We start from the raw sequence: 25,749 nt of genomic DNA, 5'->3' as shown, positions 1-25,749 counted from the left end.
GCTTCTCATACTGCTCACCAAACGAAAACACGACCAAACCCTTTGGCGTATTCTTCGCGTTTCGTCCGGCGTCCAACAAACCACTGTTCGTCGAGCGCCATACCATCGCAAAGCGCCCGAACCTCGAAGGTTCGGGCACTTGAAAATAGAGTCATCGACGCAAGCCGAGCTTTTCAATCAGCGCACGGTAGCGATTGATGTCAACGCCTTTGAGGTAATCGAGCAGACGACGGCGATCACCGACCATCAGCAACAAGCCACGACGTGAGTGGTGATCATGCTGATGGGTCTTCAGATGCTCAGTCAAGTCAGCAATACGCTTGCTCAGCAGGGCAACCTGAACCTCAGGGGAACCCGTGTCGCCTTCGTGCGTCGCATACTTCGTGATAATCTCGTGCTTTTCCTCAGCCGTAAGTGCCACGGCATCCTCCTTGTGATTGCTGCGCGGTGCCATCGACCCATTGCCGACAGCGCTCTCAAATCCGCGGGCGAGTACACGCCAAGTTTTCATTGTACGCAGATGTGTGGATGAATGCACCGACACGACTCCACACCCAAAACATTCGTCAGCAATGGATACGCGTCCGCTCCATCCCAGCCCTCATTCTCTGCACTCGTCGCAGTTCCCCTCCTCCTTGCACACACCTCCCTGTCTCTGCATCCACACCTCCGGACGGCGGGCACCATTAGCCATACACGTAAAGTCGCAGTTCCCCCGTCCTTGCACACACACCTCCACCCATCCTTGCACCCGCAACCGGACCACATCCATGCCGTTTTCAGTCATCGCCACTGCGACTTTCTGTGGTCGGCGGACTTTCAGCAACGGGAAAGACGCGTACGCGACGGTGAATTCACAGCAACCTTATTGTTCCTGCCGAAAAACAGCCAATTAGCGCCCCCCCCCCAAATGACCCATTTTCGGCACAGTCGCTCGATTATGCCGAAAAACAGCCAATTACGGGGTCCAAATGGCCTATTTTCGGCATAGCCACACGTTCCTGCCGAAAACCGGCCAGTGACGGTTTTGCTGCTGGCGTGACTGCTTTGCGTGTTCCCTTTCGTTAAGCGTGCCGGTGGCAATCTGGGCCGATGCGGTCGGGAGACGGGCGGGCTACGGCTAAGATAACGCATGCCTCGTATCGTTCAAGCACGTTCATCCACGCCTCTACGTACACCTAAAACTTGGCGTGTACTCACCCGCGTATTTCACAGGGCACCGCCGGGCAACGAGCCGAAGGCGCCGCTCGGCAATCAGCACCGCCCATCGCGGTCGCATCGGCCATAAGTCCGTCACCGATATTCCATTTTCCGTATGAAACAGCACTTATGCCGGAAAAACAGGCGGACAACATGTATGCATGTCAAGCGAACAGTTTCGACACGAATCGCAGTAGACGCATATGGATGCTGCGGTCGCTGCAGAAGCGGCTTGCGCCCCATAGCAACCACATCAGAGCATCTGCGACGACACTTCAGACCACGGCCAGCAGTCCGCCGAACAGCACGATCAGCAGCGCCACGACCTCAATGACAAAGAACATGAGGAACGCCGCCCAACTGCGTGTCAGCACGTTCAGCGGCGAGGTCCTTTTCACGCCGATCAAGAGCCCCACAAACAGCACCGCATAGACGGCAACGGCAAACAACGCAGCCACAATGCCCAAGTTCACCGCGTCCGGCAATGCCGACCGCTCCCCGTACACGACATACGTCGAATGCCAAAAATCGAACCGTAGCAGGCACACGCCCGCCATGAGCTGCTCGACGGTCAACACGAACAGCATCAGCACGCGCCACAGCCATGCGTGCTCCTCAACGATCGACAGCGCGACAGTCGCGAACAGCACCACCGTCACCGTCCAGGAAACGAACGCCAGCCCCCGCGGTGCGAATATACCCAACACACGCATAACACGCGCGGTGTGATCCACTGCCAAATTCCGTCCGATCCAATATGGGGCGATGATGGCCAAGAACAGGGCCGTGAAGAACACAGCCCAACGAACCGGATGCGACTGGCTGCGCTGAATGTCGGCCAAAGACAGTTCCGTCTGAGGAATCGACGCTTCAGGATGCTTGGAGACGCTGACTTTCTCGACTTTGCCCTCCACGATCTCGACAACCTCGTTGCCCGCATTGGACGAAACCGGGGCGGGGTCATGCGTGTTCGTCTCAAGCGCGCCAACCACGTTGCCCTTTGAACCTTCGTGACTCATCGACCATGCCTCGCTGATTTGCTCAGACGCGATTGAGCGCCCCTGTCATCCAATACTCGCCCCTGAACAACCCCAAGGACACCGCAACACTTTACCTCAGCATCAGGAAATAAGAGAGGGAATGAGACAGACCCAACTGCGGCAAGTCACGAATCCGTACGATCCGTCTTTCAGAGCAATTCGTTCGAGAATAAACCGATTATCGGGTCGGTTCGACAATTCTAGGTGCATTCGGCCTTAACCGCAGTTTGAATCGGACTGAATCGGCCGAAATCACACTGACTCAGGCTGAATCGGGTTGCTCAAAACCTGCAGCCTCAACCAAGCATGAATGACTAAATGGCCTAACCGTGATTTTCAAAGCTTGGAATCCCAACGTTTCCGCGACCCTGCGGTGTGGAGCGGATGACGGGAATCGAACCCGCGTAATCAGTTTGGAAGACTGAGGCTCTACCATTGAGCTACATCCGCGTGCCGACGGCCAACCCGACGACAATCGCAAGTATACACGAGGCATGGAACGAGACGTGCCGGGTACCATCGACATCGCAGGACACTCTCTAAACCTCATGGAGCAGACAACAGACAAGGTTGGATCATTATGGCAATGCACATGACGGCATCGAAATTTAAACGGCTACATCTGCCAGTGCACGATAACGGTATTCGTCAGTCACATGGCGGCCGAGACCCCAACGGCTACACCACGAACGCGTAACTTGACGAACATCGAGCGGATCGAGCCTTATGGATACCGGAAGGCGCCCGTGCCCCTCGTCATCAAGACCGGGCACGAGCGCCTCTTATTCAGGGTACGGCTGGAAACCCAGCCGTACCCATGAGCACAACTGATCACACGCTCATGATCACAGCACTAGCTTGGCGAACCGCAGATCACGGTGACGCGCAGTGTGCACTGGGCGGAGGTTCCTGAGCGCGAACAACAACATCAAAGCCATGAGCAGCACCAACGCCGACATGCACAACCCAATCCCGCGATAGTCCAACAGCGCAGGACCAGAACCCGTATCGGAACCGGCGGTCGCGCACCGCGGCAGACCAGCATAATCCGCATCCGTCCACTGTGCCGCCAACGACACGGTACCCGCCGAAGCGAACTGGCTTTCATCCCAGGACACAGGTCTTGACACACCGGCCTTATGGGACTCAAACCGGCGCGCCACATTATCCGGCATGCACGAAGGACGGGCGAACGGCCTCGACGGAACCGTACTGTCTTGGGCCGGCACAGGGGCCACAGCGGGTGCCGTAGGGGCAGCGGCCAAGGCTAACGGACCAGCCACGGCTGCCGCGGCCACGACCGCGGCATTACCGGGCGCCGCAGGAGCCGCAGGCGACGGATTCGCAGGAGTCAACGGGACCGAAGGCACAACGACCTTCGCCCACTGCGCGTACAGGGTCGTCACCCCCGGCATCAACGATGCCTCCACGCCCGGCCGGTACGACACGCCCTTGCCGTCCGCCTTCGTGTTCCAACCCGTGAACCGGTAGCCGTCAAGCACATAGGAGTTGCCCGACACCTTGCGCGCGCGGTTCACCAGATCCGAACCCTTATACGGCGGATCCACCCGGAACACGTCATCGGCCACACTGCCTGTCGCCGACAGGCCGGCCGGCTCGTTCGCCACATACCGCACACGATACTCAACCGGCAACGGCTCCACCGGCGACGACGGCTTCGCCCACTGCGCGTACAAGGTCACCTTCACCCCACGCGTCAGACCTGGAATCACGTCACCCGCCTTGAGCACGCCTCTGCGACCGGCCTCCCTGTTCAGAGCCCAGCCCGCAAACCGGTACCCTTCGGCCTTATACGGCTCCCTGGCCGACTCCGGCACCTTGAACCCGGCCGCGTCCGGACCAACCATGTGCACGGACAACGGGTCGCCCGACACCGACACGCCCTGCGGCGCGTTCTTGTCGAACGACACATCCGCATACTGCTGCCACACGAACGTGCCGCCCCGGAACCCGGCCTCCTGCGTCTTCGCCGCCAACTGAGCCTTGTCGCTGCCCTTGTCCACACTGCTCACCCACGAACCGTCACCACTGGTCCAACGACCCGTATAACCGGCCGACTCCGCCACGCCACCATCCGAAGGCTCAAAAACAAAAGATCCCTCGTAAAGCCTCGTAAGCGGACCCACACGCAACACCGACAAATTTGCCGGGAACATGGCAACGAAATTGGTAACGCCACGCGTGTCCCAACTGGACAAATCGATATCAGTCAACGTCGAATCATTGTCGAACATGAAGCTCATGTCCGTGACGCTCGACACATCCCACTTCGAAAGACCTCTGACATTGTCCAACGCTGAATTTGCGTAAAACATGTAGCTCATGTTCKTGACGCTCGACACATCCCACTTCGAAAGCGGACTCAAATCAACCAACGCCGAGTCGCTCGCGAACATGGAGCTCATGTTCTTGACGCTCGACACCGTCCACCTCGAAAGACCTCTGACATCGGCCAACATCGAATCGCCCGCGAACATGGAGCTCATGTCCGTGAGTTGGGAAGTATCGATCTCGCCGAGCCCGTCAATCTCCTCCAAGACAGACAACCCCGAGAAAAGCCCGGCCGTCTTGGCGGAGGCCGTGACCGGGTCCTTGAACACAATCTTCGTGATGATCTCGCCATAGTCATCAACCTGTCGCCACGGCGCCTCGTCACTGCTCCCCGTCACGCCACCGCCCACATTGACCACACAATGATCCGAATTATCGGAATCCTCTGCAATGGTCCACGTGGTCGTACCCCACGTGCCCGACGTCTGCCCATCCGTAGCAACACACGAATCGGACTGGGCCGAAGGCCTATCATCCATGGACCGCACGGACGGTTTCGTAGACTTCGATGCTCCGGATTTCAAAGACGGACCAGACTGGCCACTGGACGAAACGCCACCAGCCACGCCACCGGCGGCGCTCTTGTCACTCAGACCCTTGTCACCGACCACGCCCTTGTCTGCAACACCATGCGACCCGACCGGGCCGGAAGCACCACCGTCCGCCATCACAGCGGAAGAGGCATGCGAGAAGCCCCCCCCCCGAGGTGCGCCGTTGACATGATCATCTGCCGACGCGACCGTCGGACACGCCATCACGGCGGCCGCAGTCAGCAGGCCCACCGCCATCTTACCCAAGAATGCCATCATTCCCTCTCTCTTCAACCATCCTTGAACAGCATCAAAGAATGTTCGGTTACGTCCATTTTAGGAACATCGCATGACGAAGCAGTGCCAACCGAGGACGCAATCCACAAACGACTCCACAGTGCGCACGACATGACAACCGCCCGGGCGCAACGGCAAAACAAAAGACATGAAACGCCACCGGACGCTCCAGCCTAGTAGACACGGAAGGTCTCCGACGCGGCATCTGTCGTTCCAATCGTTGACGCAGAAGCCCGATGCCGCGCCGTTCGCACAGTACGGGATCGCCCCCGACCCTCCCATGTGGAAATCGTTTTTCGTCGTCGCCCAATAGTCATCCGGTAACGACGTCTGCGACAGTCGGCCTTGAAATCGAATCGGCCTGTCAAGCTGAAACGGACCCACGAAAGTATGGGACCGAGGGGTCACGGGACTGAGGTCACGATAATAGCTTTATCCACATTGGGTAAACTACGGTCGTGTAGTTTTCCACAGCTGTGGAAAAGACTGTGGATAACTTGGGCATAAGTAGGTTATTACCTGAGGAAAACCAGAATTAAAATCCACATTATAGCTCAAAAACACTGAAATTCCAACGTTTATAAATTGTGGACAATGTGGATAACCTATGGTGCACAACATCCCAGTTCTTGGTATTATGGACGCTATTTTGCCCTGCCATCCACCATTATTCACACCTCTATGCACATAGTTATCCACAAATGTGGATAACGCCTGCTCATGCCTCTAAGCGGGGATCCAGACACATGGTAACTGCGGCAATCACTTGTCAGAAAATGACATCCCGTGCGATACGCATACACACGTCAGGCGACGCCGCAGTCGAAACTACGGGTGCGCAGACTTGTCGCAGTATCTTCGCCTTCTGATTGAGTCAGACATGGCAGGGCACGGATACGGCGCGCAAGCCAACCCGCGACTAACGGTGCGCCCAAACAAGCCTGACAGCTAATCGAGCGCTATATCTCCGATGCGCTTCCATCAAGCAGGCGCGACGGAACGATGCCATCTGCACCTACCAGAAGCCGTCGGGCCGGCGCCCGAACGAATCAGACGCTGAACCACAGCTCTATATAGCGGGAGTGAAAGAAATCACCTGATTGATTTCGGCTCCATCTGCTAAAGCTTTGTCCGCCCGACTTTAACAACGCAGACGAGTGACGCGCCGAACCGACACAACCGATATAACGCATCCACGGGATTCAGTCTTCCCGATACGATTGAAACCGTCGCGGAAGTCTACGTGGTGGGCCGCGACCCCGGCAGATGCTTCCGGTTCAGCGGCGGAGGTCTGGGTCAGTGCCAGCCGATGGTCATCAGGAAGCCAACCATCGCGATGGCGAGCGCAATCGCGAGATTCCACGCGCCGATGCCGGGGATCGGGTACTTGCTGGTGAAGTAGTAGATGACGGCCCAGAACAAGCCGATGATCATCAAGGCGCAGAACACGGGGACGAACCATTTCGGGCTTGTCTTGGTGTCCTTGATCGTCTCTTCAACGCGTTTCGCGTTTTCCGCCTGACGTTGGGCGACGCGGCGCATCTGCGGGCTCATGGACTTTTTGTCGATCTGGTCGGCGCTCAGGAGGGCCTCGATCTGGTCCATGGGCAGGTCGAGATCATCATCGTCTCCATTGACCGTTTGTTCAGCATCGTTGCCGTCGTCCGAAGTTTTGTCAGCGGCGTGTTCAGCCGTCTGTGCAGTCTCGGTTTCGGTCTTTTCGGACGCAGTTGTCTCAGCCGCCTGCGCTTCGTCGTCGCGCGCGCCAGCGTTGGTATTCTCGTCCAGCTCTTCGTCAGCCATAAGCGTAGTCTCCATTCGATAGGCTACATCCTATAGTAGCGGGTACACTCGAAAGCAGTAATCGAATGTAACACCAACATCGTATGATTTCGATAAGGACACGGATAGACCATTATGGCTGACCATGAAGGCAGACATCGCGCCAAACGTTCACGTCTTGGAGGCGTGGCGGTCTTTCTTGTCGTCGCTTTTTCCGGCTACCTTTTGATGACCAACGTGCGCGTGAACCATTCGACCGTCGTCACTTCCGACACGGCCGAGCTGGTCGAACAGCGCGTCAAGCAGGTCGACAAACTCCAGAATTCCGTGAAATCGTTGAGCTCCCAGATTAATACGCTCAACAAAATCGCCAACAACGATTCCCGAGCCGGCGCCAATCACCTCGAGGACGCGGGGCCCGGAACGGCTCTGCCGGCGGTCGAGGGGCCCGGGATTTCCGTGACACTCAACGACTCCCCTTTGTGGCAGCACATGGTGAACGACTCTGGCACCACGGCAAACGTCAATGATTATGTGATACATCAACAGGATATTGAGTCGGTCATCAACGCCTTGTGGCGGGGAGGGGCCGAAGCCATGGCCATCCAAGGGCAGCGCGTGGTCTATAACTCCGCCATCATCTGCAAGGGCAATGTCCTGATGCTGCAAGGCAAACAGTATTCGCCGCCTTACACGGTCTCGGCCATCGGGCCGGCCGGCCAGATGCGGCAGGCGCTGGACGATTCCGCGGCCATCGCGACGTATAAGCAGTATGTGGATGCGTTCGGACTGGGATGGAAAGTGGAAGATAAGGACAATCTCAAGTTCCCGGCGGCCGTGCTGTTGCAGACGTTGAAGTATGCGAACGCAGGCAAGACGGACAATAAGACCGACAGCAAGACCGACGATAGGACGGATAACAATCCCGACAACAAAGGCACCGGCGAGGCAAGAGAAGAAAGCATCGGAAGGAGCAGAAAATGACGAGGACGCACGACGACACCTGGGATGAAGCGAGCGCTTCGGATTGGCCCGGTTCGGAGGGCGCCAGCGGCGGATCAGACCGCGATTACCCCACAGCCGGCTCCACCTTCGACAATGCCGACCGATTCATGGCACCATCGCGGGCGTCATCATCCGTCGCCGGCTCGGATGCCACTGCCCCTTCCGGCCATTCGCACCGCGCGGCCCGGCACCGCCGTGAAACGAATCACGGCAAGACCAGCACCTTCTGGAAGGTCATGGGCCTGCTCGCTGAACTGTTGCTCACAATCGGCTTGATCTGCGCCTTGTACGTCGTCTGGCAGATGTGGTGGACCGGCGTGCAATCCGAACACACGCAGGTCATGCAACGTCAATCCGTCTCCTGGAGCGCCCCGACCGAAGACGGCACCGCAAAGATCGCCAAGCCGCAGGAGGGCGACGCTCCCCTTGAGCCGGGAAATCCAAAGAACGGCGACCTGATGGCCGAGATCTACATTCCTCGTTTCGGCGACCAATGGGTGCGCAACATCGTGCAGGGCACCGACATGCAGGCGCTCAACAAGCACGGTCTGGGGCATTACACGTCATCCCAGATGCCCGGGCAGCAGGGCAATTTCGCGGTCGCAGGACATCGAAACGGTTACGGTCAACCCCTTGGGGACGTGAACAAGTTCGTCAAAGGCGACCCTATTGTAATACGCACACATGATCATTGGTACGTGTACGAATTCACGGACTACGAGATCGTCACCCCCGACCAGGTCCGCGTCGTGGCGCCCAATCCCAAGGACGGGACGAGCAAGCCCGTCGGCAGACTCATCACTCTGACCACCTGCGAACCGAAATATTCGACCGCGACCCATCGCTGGATCAGCTACGGGAAACTGAAATACTGGGCGAAAACAGCCGATGGCGTGCCACAGGAACTCACGCGTCAGGACACGAACGGACAGGTCGAGTTCATCAACAACGGCAAAGTGTCCCCTGTCGCAAAGATCGGATCGCTGGAACCCCTGTTCGTCGGTCTGCTGGTGGTCTACGCGGTGCTGTTCATCGCGGCCGCCATTGCCTGGCGTTGGCCGTTCCGGCGCGCAGTGCGCCGCGGCGTGCGCGAAGGCGTCTGGGACGGGAAAGTACGGCGCAAACCCGATCCTAGCCTGTATGGTGGTTTGGCGCATCTGCAACCCGGCATCAAGCCGGTGCGCCTGCTGCTCGTCCTGTTGCTGGTCGCGGCCGTCATCGTCGCGCTTTTCCAATGGGGCTTCCCCTGGGCCGCCGCAAACATCCCCTTCCTGCAAGAGATGTCGAACTACGTGGCCGTGCCGAACACGTGAGCGAATCAGAGCGTGGCCCGCACTGCTCTTCCGAGCCATCTCGTACGACCCTCCGCACGGACGATTAGCCGACCGCCACACCATGATGCCTCATACACCACTCGAAACCATCCTCTTATGGGCATCGATCGCACATCAACCTGGACATCATGCGGTTTCGTCAATACCCAAGGAGGCGCTTGGCCATACAGTGGGCATCGCATGTCCTTCCGGGTCATCGTCAGGATGGGACATCGCAATCCCATGAAACGCAGGCATGCTTCCGGCGGCGCAAAGCTTTGAGCCCACGGCTTCAGCCTGTTCGCACCGATGGTAGGGTTAGGACATGACCGAAGAAAAGAAACTCAAACTTACTTACCATACGGACGCAATCCAACTGTCAACGCCGTCAAATTCTGAACCATCGGCGGCGAACACGGACGTCGATGCGTCCGGCAACACGGAGCCGGTGCACGGCCCCGGGTCAAGCGTTGTCACCCCGGCGGCCGGTTCCGGCCCCAATGCCGAGCAAACTCCTGCAGGTCCGGTACGGATCGCAGAGGATGTGCGTGATGCCGTCATCATCGGGTCAGGTCCGGCGGGCTATACCGCAGCCATTTATCTGGGACGCGCAGGATACCGGCCGTTGGTTGTCGCGGGGGCGGTCAGCCCCGGGGGGCAACTGGTCAACACCACGGAAGTCGAGAATTATCCGGGTTTCCCGGATGGCGTGATGGGCCCCGATCTGATGGACGCCATGCAAAGGCAGGCCGAAAAATTCGGTGCAGAAATCCTTTGGGATGACGTGGTGAACGTGAATTTCCGCGGTGACGTCAAGACGATCACATGCGACCAAGGCAACACCTATCGGGCGAAAGCCGTAATCATTTCCACTGGTGCAGCGGTCCGCAAACTCGGCGTGCCCGGGGAAAGGGAGTACTCCGGCAAAGGAGTCTCCTATTGCGCCACCTGCGACGGGTTTTTCTTCAGAGACAAGCCCATTGTCGTGGTCGGCGGTGGAGACAGCGCCTTCACCGACGCCGAATTCCTCACACGGTTCGGCTCATCCGTCACCTTAATCCATCGGCGCGAGGAATTCCGCGCTTCGAAGATTCTGGTCGATCGCGCCAAGGCCAACCCGAAAATGAGCTTTTTGCTCGACAGCGTGGTGGACGAAATCCACGGGAATCAAGACGGTGTCACATCACTGACCGTGCGCAACGTCAACACCGACGAAATCACGACGGTTCAGGCGAACGGCGTGTTCGTCGCCATCGGCCAGACTCCGACCACCGGATTCCTTGGAGGCCAGCTTCCGATCGGCAGCGACGGCTGTGTTTTGGTCGATGGGGCCTCCACATGCACTTCGGTGCCGGGAGTCTTCGCGGCTGGCGATGTGGTCGATGGTCTCTACCGTCAGGCGGTTTCAGCGGCTGGCATGGGTTGCCGGGCCGCTCTTGACGCTCAGCGATATCTAGATAACTTACGTTGATTTGATCTGCTTTATGCCAATCATCCGTCGATGCACCGGCTGCCTGCATAAAACCATGGCTCGCGTACGGGCAGCCGAACTAATATCTGCCACAAGGCAGAACGTCAACGGAAATTCAACCTCACGCATATTGGGCACTCGCCCGCAATAATCGCTAACGACATTATGATGACCCATCATCCATGTCGCCCCGCAATGGTCAAAGCTGAAGTTTTCACAACATATGAACGAATCAAGGTGATTTAACTGAATATCCAGTCATTTAATAACAATTTGACCATCGAGCATTGGCGGTTCATTACGTATCGAACTTGTTCACCGTAGAACCACAGGTTCAACAATTTATCCTTGTTTCCACCTGGATCCTACGGTTTTGCACAGGTGCGGCGCTCCTGCGCCCCACCTGACTGCATTTCAGAGCTCCTGCTCGGTTCTCACACCCAGCCATCCTTGTGATTCTCATCATTGTGGGGCATCAGCAACCCCAAAATACGATCCATATCTTCAGGAGAAGAGAACACTATTTCGATTCGTCCGCTTTTCTTGTTGCCTTTGATGTTCACTTTCGTATCGAATCTGTTTTCAAGGCCCTGCTGAACCGGAGATCCATTCCAGAAACCGGCCTTACTGACCAGACTTTTTTTGGACTTAGCACCGGAATCCATTTTCATGGACACGATTTCTTCGGTGCTCCGTACGGACAGTCCCTCGGCTATAACACGATTGGCGAGTTTTTCCATGTCTTCCGGTGAAGAAAGTCCTAGCAAAGCCCGTGCATGCCCGGCCGAAAGCACGCCGGCCGCCACTTTTTTCTGCACCGATCCGGGCAGATTCAGAAGACGGAGCATATTGGCAATCTGTGGTCTGGATTTAGAGACGGACCGGGACAGCTGTTCCTGAGTCATCCCGAAATCGCTCATCATTTGTTGATATGCGGCGGCCTCTTCCAGCGGATTCAGCGCCACACGATGAAGGTTTTCAAGCAACGCGTCACGTAGCATGTGCTCATCAGTGGTGGTTTTGACGATGGCAGGCATGGATTTCAAGCCGGCAAGCTTCGACGCACGCCAGCGACGTTCACCCATGATGAGCTCGTATTCGCTGCCCATTCCCTCCTCGCCAGTGCGATCCGCCGGCAGGGACTCATTCACCGGCCGCTTGCGAACCACCACGGGTTCAAGAACACCGACTTCCAGAATCGACGCAGACAGCTCCCGCAGTTCATCTTCATCAAAGATGGTACGGGGTTGCTGCACGTTGGGTCCGATCTGATCCAATCGCAACTCGGCCAGATAGCCACCCGCCACTGGTTTCAAGTCGCTTTTCTCGCGCCGTGCCACCTGATCGGCAACTGCCGAGCGACGACCGTCGTTCGGTTTCTTGACGACATCGGAGACGCCGCCGAAAAAGACATCACTGGGGCGGGCCATATCCTTAATCGCCGGTATGTGATTCCTCTTCCGTATGGCTTGCTTGGATGTTTCACGTGAAACATTGCGAGATGAAACCTGCGTTTCCCCGCCGATCGACTTGTGCTTTTGTTTGTCACCCGTTCCGCTTTTCTCAGATGAAAAGCCGCTATCCGCATGATTCACAGCGCCTTCAACCCCATTGTTGCGGTTGTCGGTTTCGATTCCGTCCTTACTTGGTCGTCTTTGCGTATCCGAACTCTGACTACGACTTCTCGAATGCTCCTCCGGTTTATCCGAAGAAACCATTTTAGTGGAATTTCGGTCGATTGTTTCACGTGAAACAATTTCAGTTTCCGCCTCTTGCGTCGAGGCGGCGGTCAGATCCATGACATGTTCATGATCGGTAGCGACCTTCCGCGAGACGACGTCATGCTTGCTCTGCGCCCGCGATTTCTGTGATGACGGCCTCGTGCCGCGGTCAGAATTCTTGCTGTTACGTAGCTGCTTTTTTTGCTTCGGCTCTTCCTGAGGTGAAGCCGGTTCATTAATTGTTTCACGTGAAACATTATCAGAAAACCCATTACTCGGGAAAGCCGTATCTTCCTCGCCCGGCAGTGGCGGGAATAGCGCACCAAGTCCCTTCCCAAGACGTGATTTCGCAGTCATATCAGTTCCTCCCCTGCTTCTTTGCCTCAAGCTCCGCCAACACAACCGGCGACTTACGGGCAATCTCCAATGCGGCCTCACGATAACTCACAGCGCCTGTTCCCTTGGGCTCATATGCAACAACACTCTGCTGATAGCTCGGCGCTTCAGAAATCTTGACGCTTCGTGGGATCGTCGTTTTCAGGGTGATTGTCGGATAATGCTCGCGTACCTTGTCGTATATTTCCTTGCTCAAAATTGTGCGGCGATCGAACATCGTGACCAGCATCGTGGAAACGATCAACATAGGATTATAATGCGCTTGAACCAGGCTTATCGTATGGATCAGCTGTCCCAGGCCCTCCAACGCATAGTATTCTGCCTGAATTGGAATAAGCACCTCATTGACGGCGCACATGGCATTGATAACAAGAAGTCCCAAACTTGGAGGGCAATCAACAAGAACATAATCCATGTGTACGCCTTCCTGTGCCATGAACTCCTCTAAGGCGGACTTAAGCAAATCGTTGCGATTCGCCAAATCAGCCACTTCAAGTTCGGCTCCACTGAGATTGATGGAGGAAGGCACCACCTCGAGCGTGGGGAAATCAGGGCATGTCTGTTTCACCATTGCAATGGTTTTGCGACCTTCCAGCACATCGTAGACAGAAGGTTGATCCAATCCATGCTTGATGCCGAGGGCAGTGGATGCATTGCCCTGCGGATCCATATCAACGACAAGGACTTTGGCCCCACTGTTGGCCAGAGCCGCGGCAATGTTGACGGTGGTGGTTGTTTTGCCGACCCCACCTTTTTGATTGGCTACAGCGATATACCTGGTTTGTTTAGGCTTTGGAAATCGCGTCTTGTTGATTTTTTCGTACCGAGCCGACAGTTCGAACAGGCTTGAGCCCAGTGAACTGTCATCACCACCGAATATACGCCTGATGGTCTCCTCAGCTGACTCCATATACTTAAACTCCCATAAGTATCACCGGCAATCGCAAACTATGGAATCACGCGGCGTTCTCGTTCATTCTTACTATTTCAAGTTTCCTCATTCGTATGGACAGAAAAACCGTCTGACCCACGTTTATCGATAATGTGAATAACTGTGGATAACTGTGCATAACTTAATGAGGCAATTCGAGGAACGACTTGTTTGGACATGTTTTTTGCTTGGAATGACGCGCTTATGCTACGACATGCATCGAAACCATAAAAAATGTGGATAAGTCGGCAGACCGACGCGAAATGTGGATAACTCGATTTTGAAGACTGCTTCCCAACACAGACATACCAGCATGTGCCTGACCCAACACACCCTAATTGGCGCAAAATGATAAATGCGTCGATCTTGAAGCGCTCATATTTTCATCGGGACACAAGTAACGACATTCTCCTTCAACAATACGCCTTATCCCGTCGGGAGAACGCACATACCTTCCCGCCGACAATAACAATGACCCGCATGGATTGTTTCACGTGAAACAATCCATGCCGATACATCATCGCTTCTCGACAATTACGACGGTTGTCGGCTCGAAGCCGTCCGCTACAGGCGCTTGGCGAACTTGGGGGTCAAACCCACCGTTTTTTTTGATCTCCTTGGACGCTTTGGCTATTTCCTCAGAAGCTGAGCGACCTTTAAGCGCAATCAATCTACCACCGTGTTGAAGCAGCGGTAACGTCCATCCTGCAAGTTTTGTCATCGGGGCTACGGCTCGGCAAGTGACGACGCCGAACGGGTGAACGGAGCCATGCCGTTTGATCTGGCCGATGACCTGCTCAGAACGTGCTCTGACCACTTCAACATTGGTAAGTTCCATCTCATGTACACATTCATTGAGCCAGATGACTCTCCGCTCCATCGGCTCAATAAGGGTGACGTCCTTATCCGGAAGACATGCCGCGACAATCAAGCCCGGAAAACCGCCGCCACTGCCAATATCGGCAATGGAATGTGAACGAGGAGCATCCAACGCCTCGCTGATGAAGGGGACCACCGCAGCTGAATTCAGAATATGCCGTTCCCATAATATATTGACGTCCCGTGGCCCTATGAGCCCACGTTCCTCCCCCTCCGTCGCGAGTTTGTTATAGAAAGTCCGCAACGGCCCCAGAGCCTGTCCGAGTATGGACTCAAGAATCGACGACTGATTCAATTCATCATCTGTGTGCATTTCAATACTCATGACAACCTTTTCGCATAGTTCGGCATTATGTTTTAATTGTACTAGCCGACCATGAACCATGTATGACCGTGACCTTCTTCATCGTAATCTGCCGAAGACCGCTTTCATCGTGCGGGTGTTTCGGATGTCAAAACTGCCTGTTCATTTCTTGACTCGGAATCGATGCAGCCTTATTCGCTGTGCCTAAGCAAAAACTACGATCTTCCATGCAAATCCGTAAAACTTACGGTCAGCAAAAGGCAAAGCAGCAAGGACACAGGCTATTCGATATAAAACACATAGCGGCACATAGCAGTATCGGTACATGAATAAAACGGCATGGTTCCGACCGACAATATTTAGAAAAGCAAGGATTCGAACCGGCCAGCAAAAAACGAAAGCAACAACATACATTCCGGGAGCAAAACTGAGCCCTGAGAGCGAAGCGCATAAAACGGGCAGAACACCTCGTATAGGCAGAAGCGGAAACGAAATCCTCGACTTCAATGCGAAACCACCGGGCACAATGCTGACCGTTTGCCAATCATAAAACCATTGGTCAGCGAGCCCATGAATGTTTCACGTGAAACATTACGGAATCAACGTTCAGAACATGAAAATCGTGGGTAAAGCCAGAAACCCCTACCCACGATAACCGTTACAGTGGTAATGAAAACGAACGATCAGAAGCGGCAGTCACTCCTCAACAAAATCGGCATCATCGATCAACTCATCTTCCGTCCCACCGTTCACATCGACGGCAGAGTCAACCGGCTCTTCGAAATCGGCGTTGGCATGACGGAAGGAACGGGGCGAACGACGACTGCGGGGAGATTCATCCCGTTCGAACTCTTCGACATCGGATTCATCCTCAACGCTGTCGTCGATCTCTTCGCTTGCCTTCATATAAATCGTGACATGACGATTCGGTTCCTCACCGTGCGACCGTGATTTGAGTCCTTCCTCACGCACCAGATCATGCACGACTTTACGCTCGAAGGAGTTCATGGGCTTGAGATCGACAGGCTCACCGGTTTCACGCACTTCATCGACGGCATCAAGCGCCACGTCGCGCAAACGCTCACGACGCTTCTTGAGATAACCATCGACGTCAAGAATCAGACGGGAACGTTCGCCTGTTTTTTGTTGCACCGCAAGCCGAGTCAATAGCTGAAGCGCGTCGACCACTTCACCATTGCGACCAATGAGATGCTTGATGTCCTCGTCATCGTCCGCCACGATCTGAATATTCGGACGATGGTTTCGGATGCTCATCTCGATGTCGCCTTCATAATCGACGATGTCCAGAAGCCCCTCGAGATAGTCGGCGGCGATATCAGCTTCATCGTTGAGCTGTTCGACCGTCTTCCCTTCATCAATTGTCATATTGTACTCCTTTATGCCAGTTACTAAAAGTCTAACCTATTGCCGGCATCATGGTCGACTGATGCTACGCCACGTCAACTCTTGGTTCATGCATTCACTGCTCGACCATGATTCCGACCATGCCACTCCGCTCATGTTTCACGTGAAACATTGCAGCACACATGAGTCATCGCTAACGCTTCTTCTTGTTCTTACGCCGCTTCGGCTGCTGACGCTGGAAGCCCTCTTCTTCACGGCGCTTGGCATCTTCCCGAGCAAGAATGAGCTTTTCTTCCTCGATGGAAGGCTCCCCGGCCTTCGCGCGGCGGGCGTTCTCATGTTCATGTTCACGACGCTTCTTCTCCTTGTCGGCAGGTGAACCCGGGGTCGGGAATTCTCGAACCTGCCACAGCGAACGCAACATGTTGCAAATGTTGTTGGTCAGCCAGTAAACCAACACGGCGAACGGCATGCTAATTGCCGAGAAGATGTACATCAGCGGAAACACCCAGGTCATGGCTTGCTGCATCTTGTATTGAGAGCCTTCCATCGACTCCTTGGGCAGGTTCTTACGCATGTTGTTGAACTGCATGTACCACATTGCGGCGCACATCAACGCGGTGAAAATGCCGATGACAATCTTGCCGGATAAGTCATTCTGCGCGAAGACGCTGGCGACGTCCACGCCGAATAACGTGGTGGACGAGAATTCTTTTGCCGTGGCCATATCGAACGCACCGAGCGAGCTGCGTGAGCCATGGGCGATATACGGGATGGCCGAAAGCATGTAGAACATGCACATGAACACAGGACCCTGGATAAGCATTGGCAGGCACGAACCCATCGGGTTGACCTTGTTGTCCTGATAGAGCTTCATGGTTTCGCGGCTCATGGCCTCTTTGCTGGCCTGGTCGGTCTTGCCCCTGTATTTGTTCTGGATCTTCATCATTTTGGGCTGCAACGCCTGCATGCGAGCCATCGAACGCATCTGTTTGATGTACATCGGCAGGATGATCGCGTGGACGATCAGCACGAGAAATACGATGGAGAAGATCCACGACAGACCGATTGCAGGCATGCCAAGCATCGTCAACAGCTTGTGGAACAAGGCCATGATCTGCGTCATCAGCCACTCAATCGGCGTGAGTATCTTATAGATCCAACCGAAAAAGCCGCGATCCAAAAGGAAGTTGTTATAGTCAGGATTTACGAACATTGTCAGGCAGTCTCCTTCTCACCCGAAACAAGTGGTGTCAGTCGAGGCTCTTCATGAGCTTTGGACCAGGAAAATCGATAAAACAGCGAAAAACGTTGCGGCACATCGTCGATGCCGCCAAGGCTCCAAGGCCGGCAACGCAACAGACGCAATAGAGACAGCAGTCCCCCACGCAACAGCCCATATCGTTCGAAAGACTGTAATGCATAATTGGAACACGAAGGATAGTATTTGCAACAGGGGGGATTATGCGCAGAAATGGTACGTTGATACCACCGAATTGCACGGATTGCAGCGGATTGTCCGATGGAGCCGCATAAAACGACGAAATCCCTGACCTTTGGAGCACCCGGCATCGCGCTTTTGCCAAGCGGAACAGTATTCAAACGGACGCGATCTTGCCGCGTCATGCTATCCGGTCCCATTGTCAGTCACCTCGTTTCGCTTCGGCAAAGACCGCGTCCGGACCGTCTCTGACGACGGGAGGAACCGACAACGAGTTGGGCTCGATGCAATCGAGCGCATTCGGATCGACGGGCATTGAATCATGGTCGGCGGTAACGCCTGGCGTTCCCGCACCGCGACCAGTATCGCCGGTGCCGTTGCAGGCGCCGACCGCCATCCGATCCGCCCGGAACAAATCAGACCCGATCGACGTCGCAACGTGTTGCTGACCGGAATCCTTGAGTGCGCCGCGCCCGTGTGATTCGCGCATATGCCTAGCCTTATGCCCGATCGCATCAAAAAGTTGCGCGACCTGCCGGTCGAGTTCGGTGAACTGGGTACGCTCGATACCGGGTTTCGCACGCATCACCACATCGCAACGTGCCGGCAGCCGGTCTTCATACCGTCTGGCCAATACCCGAAAACGTCGCTTGATGGTGTTACGGGTTACGGCATTACCGACGTTCTTAGCCACGGCGAGCCCAAGTCGACGCCTCTGCCGCACTTGTTGGGTGTCACAAGAAGCATCGTCGCACACCAGAAAATGCACGACGATGTCCTTTTCGGAAACTTTCGCCCGGCGTTTCAGCACCCGGACGAAGTCCCGATGACTTTGAAGCCGCTCCATGCCCGGCGCCTTGGCCGTGAATGATATCAGACGGTCAGGGACTTGCGGCCCTTGGCGCGACGACGGTTGATGACCGCGCGGCCGCTGCGAGTACGCATGCGCTCACGGAATCCGTGCTTCATGTGACGACGACGGTTGTTCGGCTGGAATGTCCTCTTCATAATAACGCTCCCGATTTTTTAGCCGTGCATCAACACGGCTTCCTCATGAGTCAAGCTCTACCAAATTACTCTTACCCCTGGTCTCAAGTCAAAACACGCTCACGTTTTTCAGCGCATGGCATCGGAAAACGTCGGTAATGCAAAAATGGCGTGAACACGCCAAAACCGCGGTACGTCAACGAAACGGCACAAAGTTATCCACAAATTACAAGCATGTTATTCACATTTGAATAATCCCAACACGCAAGGCTGTGGATAACTTCCCGGCGTAGGAGTAGAAAAGAACTACCTATGCATGAGCAGTGTGTAACGGCTGGCGCCATGCTGCCGTAACAGTCGTAAAGACACGGATGATAAGACGGGAGGGGACCATGGAGGCACAATCGAGCGACCCCAAAACCCTCGCCATCGAAATCTGGAACGACACACTGGGCATTTTGCGCAAAGATGTTTCCGTTACGCCACGAGGGCAAGGTTGGCTGGAAGACGTTGTGCCCGAGGGGGTATTCGGCCCCACGATCGTACTTCGTGTTTCAAGCGACGCGACACAGCAGGCGCTGCAAAGCGAGCTGAACCCTGCTCTGTTACGTGCACTCAAGGCGAGCACCGGTCATGACATGTTTCCGGCATTCCGCGTTGCACCCAACGAACCGACGACGGAACCTATGGAGCCGCAATCGGCTGATTTGCGTAACGACAACGACACGATGAGCCCTTCGATCAGCGGCATGGCCCCGGCAACCATGAATCCAGGCCAGGCTGTTCAGACCGAGCAGAGATTGCAGGAATCACCATCATCGTCATCCTTCCAGGCAACGAATCCGCCGCAAGCAGCGACTTCCATAAACCACAATCAACAAGCTGACGACAGGTCCGTCGCAATCAGCGGCGAACAGCAAAGGAATTCCAACCATGAGGCGGCTCCGACCCAGGCTGTGCAGCCCACGTTCGCCGGTCTGCCCTCACAACGTGATCCTCGTTTTGAGGGACTGTCGGCCGCGCAACTAAGACAACGCCGCGAAATGGACGGGATGCACCAGGCGATTCGTCAGAATGCCGCGGATTTCATACAATCCCAGCCCGACGCGAACACGATGCATGAACGTGCCCTAAGCGGAAACGGACCGACTGAGGAATTCAGCCGGCAACAACCGGCAGAAGCGCCGTCAGCGGCTGAACCGTTCGACGTCGACCAACAGAAATTCCTTCGGGATCCGCAGACGCACCTGAACAAAGCCGCAACATTCGACACATTCGTGCCCGGTGATTCCAACCGGTTCGCGCGCACGGTCGCACTGGCAGTCGCGGAAGGCAGCGGCAAGGACTTCAACCCGTTGTGTATTTACGGCGGCTCGGGTCTTGGGAAAACGCACCTGCTCAACGCAATCGGCAACTATGCGCTGGTCAAGGACCGCAATCTTAAAGTGCGCTACGTCACCAGTGAGGAATTCACCAACGAATTCATCGAGGCGTTGCAGAACCCCAGCCAGTCCCAGGGTCAGATCGCCGCATTCAACCGCCGCTACCGGCAGGTCGACGTGCTGCTGATCGACGACATTCAGTTCCTTGGCGGTAAAGAGGCCACTCTGGAGCAGTTCTTCCATACGTTCAACGCGCTGTACCAAGCCAACAAGCGCATCGTGATCGCCTCGGACGTGGCTCCGAAAAATCTCAAAGGGTTCGAGGCCCGGCTCATCTCGCGCTTCGAATCGGGGCTGACCGTTGACGTCAAGCCGCCGGATCTGGAAACGCGAATCGCAATTCTGCGGATGATGGCGAGCATGAACCACACCTCCATCCCGAACGACGTTCTCGACCTGATCGCCGAACGGTTCACCGAAAACATCCGCGAGCTCGAGGGGGCCCTCACGCGCGTGACCGCAGTGGCGTCGTTGAGCAGCCAACCGGTTTCGCGGTCCCTTGCAGAGCAGACGCTGCAAGACTTCTTTAGCTCCGACGTGGAAATCAAGCCAACCGACATCATCGGTCAGGTGGCCAAGTACTTCCACCTGACTTTCGATGACCTTGTGGGTCGAGCACGCACCAAAAACGTGGCGTTGGCGCGACAGATCGCAATGTATCTGGCTCGTGAGATGACCAGCATGAGCCTGGTGGATATCGGCGAGGTGTTCGGCGGACGCGACCACACAACCGTAATGCATGCATACACGCGCATTTCCGACGAGATGCAGGAAAAACAGGAGATCTACAACTACGTGATGGAATTGACCGTGCGTTTGAAGCAGCATTCCGACGAATAAACGAAAATCGGACGAGATCACAGCAGAATCATCCAATCCCCTCGTCGGCGGATCACCGACGCTTGACGTTCACTAAGTTCATCGATCGTCGCCGCGCTTAGTCGACCGAATATCCGAGACCGATTACAGACCCTTCGTTTTGTGCCCATTTCACAACTCAATAGTGTTATCTCCGTACGCTCGCTTGCACTGCGGAACAAATCATGCGAAGGAAATGACGCTTGCCGATGAACAAGGATACGAGGTTGGCGAAGTGAAGCATGTGTGGCCTCTGCACGTAGCCACACCGTTCGTCGTTTTGACCAGCGTTAGCAGTGAAAACGACCGTCGAATCAGCTCGAAGCCGCTCACGGAGCGGAACTGCCTTTTCGAGAATTATCCACCGCGACACACCCGGCTGTGAGTTTTTAGAAGAAAAAGTTATCCACAGCGTTATTCACAATTGTGGGTAAATCCTGCGAATAAGTCGTTGACGGACGCCTGTTTTTTGGTGGACAACTCGTTGATAAAGGCACGTTTTGTGTGGATAATTTTTTTGCAAAACCATCTCGGTGGATAACTTAGGCTTTTATCCACAATCTCCGCAAGAGTTATCCACATAGCGTCACTGAGTGGAAACCCGCTTGCCGTCAATGTTCCGAACCTTTATCCACATATCCACGGTGCTTATTACTACGGCTACTACTTCAATCCTTTAAGATCATCGTCATAAATTACCCGATAAACGCATTTCAAAATTCGTCTGCTCTAAAAGCAACCTTCAGTCAGCTCAAAAGCCAGTAGAATGACAACTAACGAATACATCGAAAGCAGGAACACATGAAAGTAGAAATCAACTCCACCTCCCTTGCAGAGGCCGTGGCATGGACGACAAGAGTCATCGCCGCGCGGCCGGCCAACCCGATTCTCGCGGGTGTCCGTCTTGAAGCGGTTGACGGAACATTGCAACTATCCGCATTTAACTATGAAATTTCAGCCCGCCATCACATCGAAGCGGGCATAGACGAACCGGGAGCCGTACTGGTTCAGGGCAAACTGCTTGCGGATATCACCAAATCCTTACCTCAGGAAAAGGCCTACCTCACCACCTCTGGCAACACCTTGACGATTTCATCGGGCAAATCAACGTTCACGCTGCAACTCATGCCCGAATCCGAGTATCCTGATCTCCCGGAGATTCCTCCGGTGCTTGGTCAGGTGGATGCGCCGACCTTCGTCGAGGCGATTTCCCAGGCTTCGGTCGCGGTGTCACGTGAGGAGAACCGGCCGGTTTTGACCGGGGTGCGTATTCAGTTCCAGGGCGACCAGGTCATCATGACGGCCACCGACCGCTTCCGTCTTTCCCGCTCGACGTTTACCTGGAGCCCCGAAAATGCCGACATTGATACGCAGACCTTGGTCCGGGGGTCATTGTTGCGCGACGTGGCAAGATCCGTCGATGAGCACCAGAACGTAACCATCGGTTTTGATGTGGAAAGTCCGTCGCTTCTCGGCTTTGAAAACGCCGGCCGTGTTTCCACGTCGCAGCTCATTGACGGCGAATTCCCCACCGTCGACAGGCTCTTTGCCGACGATTACCCGATCGAGGCGGTGATCGATCGCCAGAAGCTACTCGACGCAATCAAGCGGGTGGCTCTTGTCGCGGAACGCAATGCACCTATCCGCATGGTCTTTGAGGGTCAGAATCTTACGCTTTCGGCCGGTACCGCGGATGAGTCCCAGGCCAAGGAGATGCTCGACATTGACATGGATGGCCAGGACATCACCGTGGCATTCAATCCGTCGTACCTCATCGAAGGTCTGGGCGCCATCACCGAGCCGTTCGTGAGGATGAAGATGACGACCGCCGTCAAACCGGTCGAGTTCAACGGGCAGCAGGAGGCCGATTCGGATGAATCGAAGAACTACCGCTATCTGCTGGTGCCGATGAGGTTCAACAACTAAACAGATACCTTACGGTGTGCACTAATTATCCGACGAATTTAGTGAACACCGTAAGGTATATATCATTGCATAATATCGTTTTACTCATAAAAGGCGTTGATTCGGGGAGGAGCAGAGTGTACATATCACGTCTGGCGCTCGACCACTTCCGCTCCTGGGGGCAGCTGGTCATGGACCTCGCTCCCGGCGTCAATATCCTTCACGGGGCCAATGGGCTGGGCAAGACCAATATCGTCGAGGCCGTCGAAGTCCTCTCGACCGGGTCGAGCCATCGGGTTTCCAGTTCGTTGCCATTGGTCGAACGAGGCCAGAATAAAGCAACGATTCGGGCGAATGTCAGCGACGGAACCGACGATGATGCCATCCAGGATGATGCCGATTCCGCATATTCCCGAAGCAATGAAAAAAAAGGCGCCGTTTCGGAAACTGATGCCTTGAACGACGACCCGGACACTCATCGCAAGCACGGTTCAAAGCCGGGCTCAAGCGCTCAGCCAAATGCCCAGCAGCATGAACCTCAGGATCCGATTAACGGCCAAAGCACGACCTACGAAGTAACCATTGCCGCCCACGGCGCCAATCGTGGACGCATCAACAACGGCAATGCCCTATATATGCGCGATATCGTCGGCAGAGTACCGAGCGTCTCCTTCGCGCCGGACGATCAGAGCCTAATCACGGCGGACCCAAGGGCACGTCGAGGCTTCCTCGATCAGGCGGCGGCCCTTCTCGACCCCCAATACTCGCCCATCGCCTCGGAATTCAATAAAATCGCAAAACAACGCGTAGCACTGCTCAAACAGCTGGGTGCACGCGAGGAGTCACTCGACGAACGACAGACGGCACTCAGCGGACTCGAAGTGTGGACTGGGCAATTCATCAAAGCGGGCGTCAAATTGACACGTGCCAGACGTGAACTGGTGAACCGTCTGGCACGTCATTTCGGACAAATCTACGACCGTCTGGCCGGAGCCGAACAACACGCGGACCTTTCCTACGAGCCCTCGTTCGACGAGGTCCTTGAGTCTGATGCGCCGGAGCCTGAAATCAGCAGGCACTTTCAACGGTTATACGCCGGTGAAGTAGCACGCGGCCGCAATCTGATCGGACCGCACCGCGATGAGCTGACCATCAGCCTTGAAGGAGCGCCGGCCAAGGAATTCGCCTCCAACGGCGAGATGTGGACGCTGGCGCTCGCACTCAAGATGGCGCTTTATTACGAGGTCTCGAGCGTGGTCGGCACCAAGCCGATCATCATTCTGGATGACGTGTTCGCGCAACTTGACGATGCGCGTCGCAGCCAGATTCTTGATTTTGCCCTGGCTCAGGACCAGGTCCTGCTCACCGTGGCGTCCCTCGGTGATGTGCCCTCGCGCATCATGAAAGAGCGGAATGTCAATGCCATCGACGTAGCCGGACTGAAAACCGAGGTGACTGACGAGAATGAGGCGTTGGTGGCGCAATTGCGAAATGTGCTGGGATCCGACGCGCACGCGGCCCAAGGCGAGGTGACTGACCGGGGCGGGCAAATCAACGTTTCTCACAACTTCTCGCCTTTCAAAAGAGAGGTTGGGAATTCCGGGAACGCGAAGGGACCCCTTGACGGCAATGCGGCGGTTTCCGACGGTTCCGATAAGGAACAAGATAAATCCAATACCGGCTTCGACGCAGCCGGGCAAGGTGGCTCCGTTCGGGCGAACGAATCGGACAACGCTCGTTCGAGCCGTCCTCAAGCCGGACGAAACGACGCCGAAGAGCCTCATGACGGTTTGGGCGCTCCGGGCGCCACAGGCGACAAAGGCGCGGTGGAATGAACGAGCCCATCGACGTTATGCTGCACCTCAACCCCAGCAAACTCCCCGCCGAGGTTTTCGAACATGCCACCGCATACTCGGAGCGTCGCGCGAATTGGCGACGTCGAGAGCAAGAGGCGTGGGAGAATTTCGGCAAGCCCGGCCGCGAGCCGGACAAGCTCGGCGGTGTCATGTCCTCGATCGCCGAAAACGGCGGCTGGACCCTCCACCTTCGACTGGCGCAGCTGCGTAATCATTGGGATCAGGTGGTGGGTGAAGCAATCGCCCGGCACTCCGATGTCGTCGGTTTCAACGACGGGGTGCTCACCATCCGAGCGGAATCGAATAGCTGGACCACGCAGCTGACATACCTGAAGCCACAGCTCATCGCAACGCTCCGCCAGCGGTTGCCGGGGCTGGAAATACGCGAGATTCGCGTCACCGGCCCGCAGTCCCACCATTTTTCTCGCGGCCGATTCACCAGGTAGGCAGCGACTCGGATCAGGCGTTATTCGGCCGATAAGCCGACACGATCCCACGATCTTTGGGATGCACGCCATCCCACAACGTCCATATGAGCATCGAATCGAGCGAAGGAGCCAGGCTCCACGGCGCCCGCTGAAGGCAGTGAACCCCTCAACGAGAACGCGAATAACGCTAAGGGTTATCACGCTGAAAAGTCCCTGTATCCAAGTAAAATACCAGTATATGGTTAA

Annotated in this window: 16 protein-coding genes, 1 tRNA gene and 3 pseudogenes; 7 read left to right on the top strand and 13 right to left on the bottom strand. The window is 55.6% G+C overall.

What is annotated here, in order from left to right; translation table 11 throughout:
• Window positions 1–151 precede the first annotated feature (151 nt).
• The 5 genes from rpsO to crgA all read right to left on the bottom strand — a co-directional run bounded on the left by rpsO (window position 152) and on the right by crgA (window position 7,222).
• Complete coding sequence (gene rpsO, locus BBOH_RS07425; RefSeq protein ID WP_033521028.1) at window positions 152–421, bottom strand: 30S ribosomal protein S15; 270 nt, start codon at window positions 419–421, stop codon at window positions 152–154.
• Between the two features lie 1,054 nt (window positions 422–1,475).
• Window positions 1,476–2,219: a hypothetical protein gene (locus BBOH_RS07420; RefSeq protein ID WP_237743182.1), complete on the bottom strand. Its 744-nt coding sequence runs from the start codon at window positions 2,217–2,219 to the stop codon at window positions 1,476–1,478.
• 397 nt (window positions 2,220–2,616) lie between these two features.
• A tRNA-Gly gene (locus BBOH_RS07415) sits at window positions 2,617–2,690 on the bottom strand.
• A 395-nt stretch (window positions 2,691–3,085) separates the two neighbouring features.
• The gene (locus BBOH_RS07410) at window positions 3,086–5,416 is read right to left on the bottom strand and encodes a BspA family leucine-rich repeat surface protein (RefSeq protein ID WP_156097535.1); all 2,331 of its coding nucleotides are present in this window, start codon (window positions 5,414–5,416) and stop codon (window positions 3,086–3,088) included.
• Between the two features lie 1,299 nt (window positions 5,417–6,715).
• On the bottom strand, window positions 6,716–7,222 hold the full coding sequence (gene crgA / locus BBOH_RS07405; protein WP_033522523.1) for a cell division protein CrgA: 507 nt from the start codon (window positions 7,220–7,222) through the stop codon (window positions 6,716–6,718).
• A gap of 114 nt (window positions 7,223–7,336) precedes the next feature.
• Between crgA and BBOH_RS07400 the strand changes: the two genes are divergently transcribed.
• From BBOH_RS07400 to trxB, 3 genes are all read left to right on the top strand, one after another.
• Window positions 7,337–8,185, top strand: a complete 849-nt coding sequence (locus tag BBOH_RS07400) for a DUF881 domain-containing protein (protein WP_044098292.1) — start codon at window positions 7,337–7,339, stop codon at window positions 8,183–8,185.
• Between the two features lie 128 nt (window positions 8,186–8,313).
• On the top strand, window positions 8,314–9,519 hold the full coding sequence (locus BBOH_RS07395; protein ID WP_081930441.1) for a class E sortase: 1,206 nt from the start codon (window positions 8,314–8,316) through the stop codon (window positions 9,517–9,519).
• 532 nt (window positions 9,520–10,051) lie between these two features.
• Window positions 10,052–10,990, top strand: coding sequence for a thioredoxin-disulfide reductase (gene trxB / locus BBOH_RS07390; protein WP_033522573.1), 939 nt, complete (start codon window positions 10,052–10,054; stop codon window positions 10,988–10,990).
• Between the two features lie 434 nt (window positions 10,991–11,424).
• Here trxB and BBOH_RS07385 read toward each other — a convergent pair whose 3' ends face one another.
• The 8 genes and pseudogenes from BBOH_RS07385 to rpmH all read right to left on the bottom strand — a co-directional run bounded on the left by BBOH_RS07385 (window position 11,425) and on the right by rpmH (window position 19,035).
• On the bottom strand, window positions 11,425–13,068 hold the full coding sequence (locus BBOH_RS07385) for a ParB/RepB/Spo0J family partition protein (protein ID WP_237743181.1): 1,644 nt from the start codon (window positions 13,066–13,068) through the stop codon (window positions 11,425–11,427).
• 1 nt (window position 13,069) lies between these two features.
• Entirely contained in the window at window positions 13,070–14,017 is a 948-nt protein-coding gene (locus BBOH_RS07380) for a ParA family protein (protein ID WP_033522524.1), read from the bottom strand.
• A gap of 538 nt (window positions 14,018–14,555) precedes the next feature.
• On the bottom strand, window positions 14,556–15,242 hold the full coding sequence (rsmG, locus tag BBOH_RS07375; RefSeq protein WP_033522526.1) for a 16S rRNA (guanine(527)-N(7))-methyltransferase RsmG: 687 nt from the start codon (window positions 15,240–15,242) through the stop codon (window positions 14,556–14,558).
• 675 nt (window positions 15,243–15,917) lie between these two features.
• Window positions 15,918–16,607, bottom strand: coding sequence for a Jag family protein (locus tag BBOH_RS07370; RefSeq protein ID WP_081930425.1), 690 nt, complete (start codon window positions 16,605–16,607; stop codon window positions 15,918–15,920).
• 172 nt (window positions 16,608–16,779) lie between these two features.
• Entirely contained in the window at window positions 16,780–17,802 is a 1,023-nt protein-coding gene (gene yidC, locus BBOH_RS07365) for a membrane protein insertase YidC (protein ID WP_033522528.1), read from the bottom strand.
• A gap of 2 nt (window positions 17,803–17,804) precedes the next feature.
• Window positions 17,805–18,092: a membrane protein insertion efficiency factor YidD gene (gene yidD, locus BBOH_RS07360; protein ID WP_044098322.1), complete on the bottom strand. Its 288-nt coding sequence runs from the start codon at window positions 18,090–18,092 to the stop codon at window positions 17,805–17,807.
• 434 nt (window positions 18,093–18,526) lie between these two features.
• Window positions 18,527–18,874: pseudogene (rnpA, locus tag BBOH_RS09320) on the bottom strand (ribonuclease P protein component); the annotation flags it as partial.
• A 26-nt stretch (window positions 18,875–18,900) separates the two neighbouring features.
• Complete coding sequence (rpmH, locus tag BBOH_RS07350) at window positions 18,901–19,035, bottom strand: 50S ribosomal protein L34 (RefSeq protein WP_033522530.1); 135 nt, start codon at window positions 19,033–19,035, stop codon at window positions 18,901–18,903.
• A 1,073-nt stretch (window positions 19,036–20,108) separates the two neighbouring features.
• On the opposite strand from rpmH, the pseudogene dnaA reads away from it, so the two are divergent.
• The 4 genes and pseudogenes from dnaA to BBOH_RS07325 form a co-directional block, all read left to right on the top strand.
• Window positions 20,109–21,296, top strand: a pseudogene (gene dnaA / locus BBOH_RS09620) (chromosomal replication initiator protein DnaA); the annotation flags it as partial.
• An 819-nt stretch (window positions 21,297–22,115) separates the two neighbouring features.
• On the top strand, window positions 22,116–23,240 hold the full coding sequence (dnaN, locus tag BBOH_RS07335) for a DNA polymerase III subunit beta (RefSeq protein ID WP_033522536.1): 1,125 nt from the start codon (window positions 22,116–22,118) through the stop codon (window positions 23,238–23,240).
• A 116-nt stretch (window positions 23,241–23,356) separates the two neighbouring features.
• Window positions 23,357–24,661 (top strand): annotated as a pseudogene (gene recF / locus BBOH_RS09055) (DNA replication/repair protein RecF); the annotation flags it as partial.
• A 389-nt stretch (window positions 24,662–25,050) separates the two neighbouring features.
• Window positions 25,051–25,521, top strand: a complete 471-nt coding sequence (locus BBOH_RS07325; protein WP_033522538.1) for a DciA family protein — start codon at window positions 25,051–25,053, stop codon at window positions 25,519–25,521.
• Window positions 25,522–25,749: the final 228 nt, after the last annotated feature.

Origin of the sequence: Bifidobacterium bohemicum DSM 22767 (assembly GCF_000741525.1) — a bacterium.
Taxonomy (GTDB): Bacteria; Actinomycetota; Actinomycetes; order Actinomycetales; family Bifidobacteriaceae; genus Bifidobacterium; species Bifidobacterium bohemicum.
Note: the sequence above shows the minus strand (reverse complement) of the source record. Positions and strands in the feature narration are given on the sequence as shown.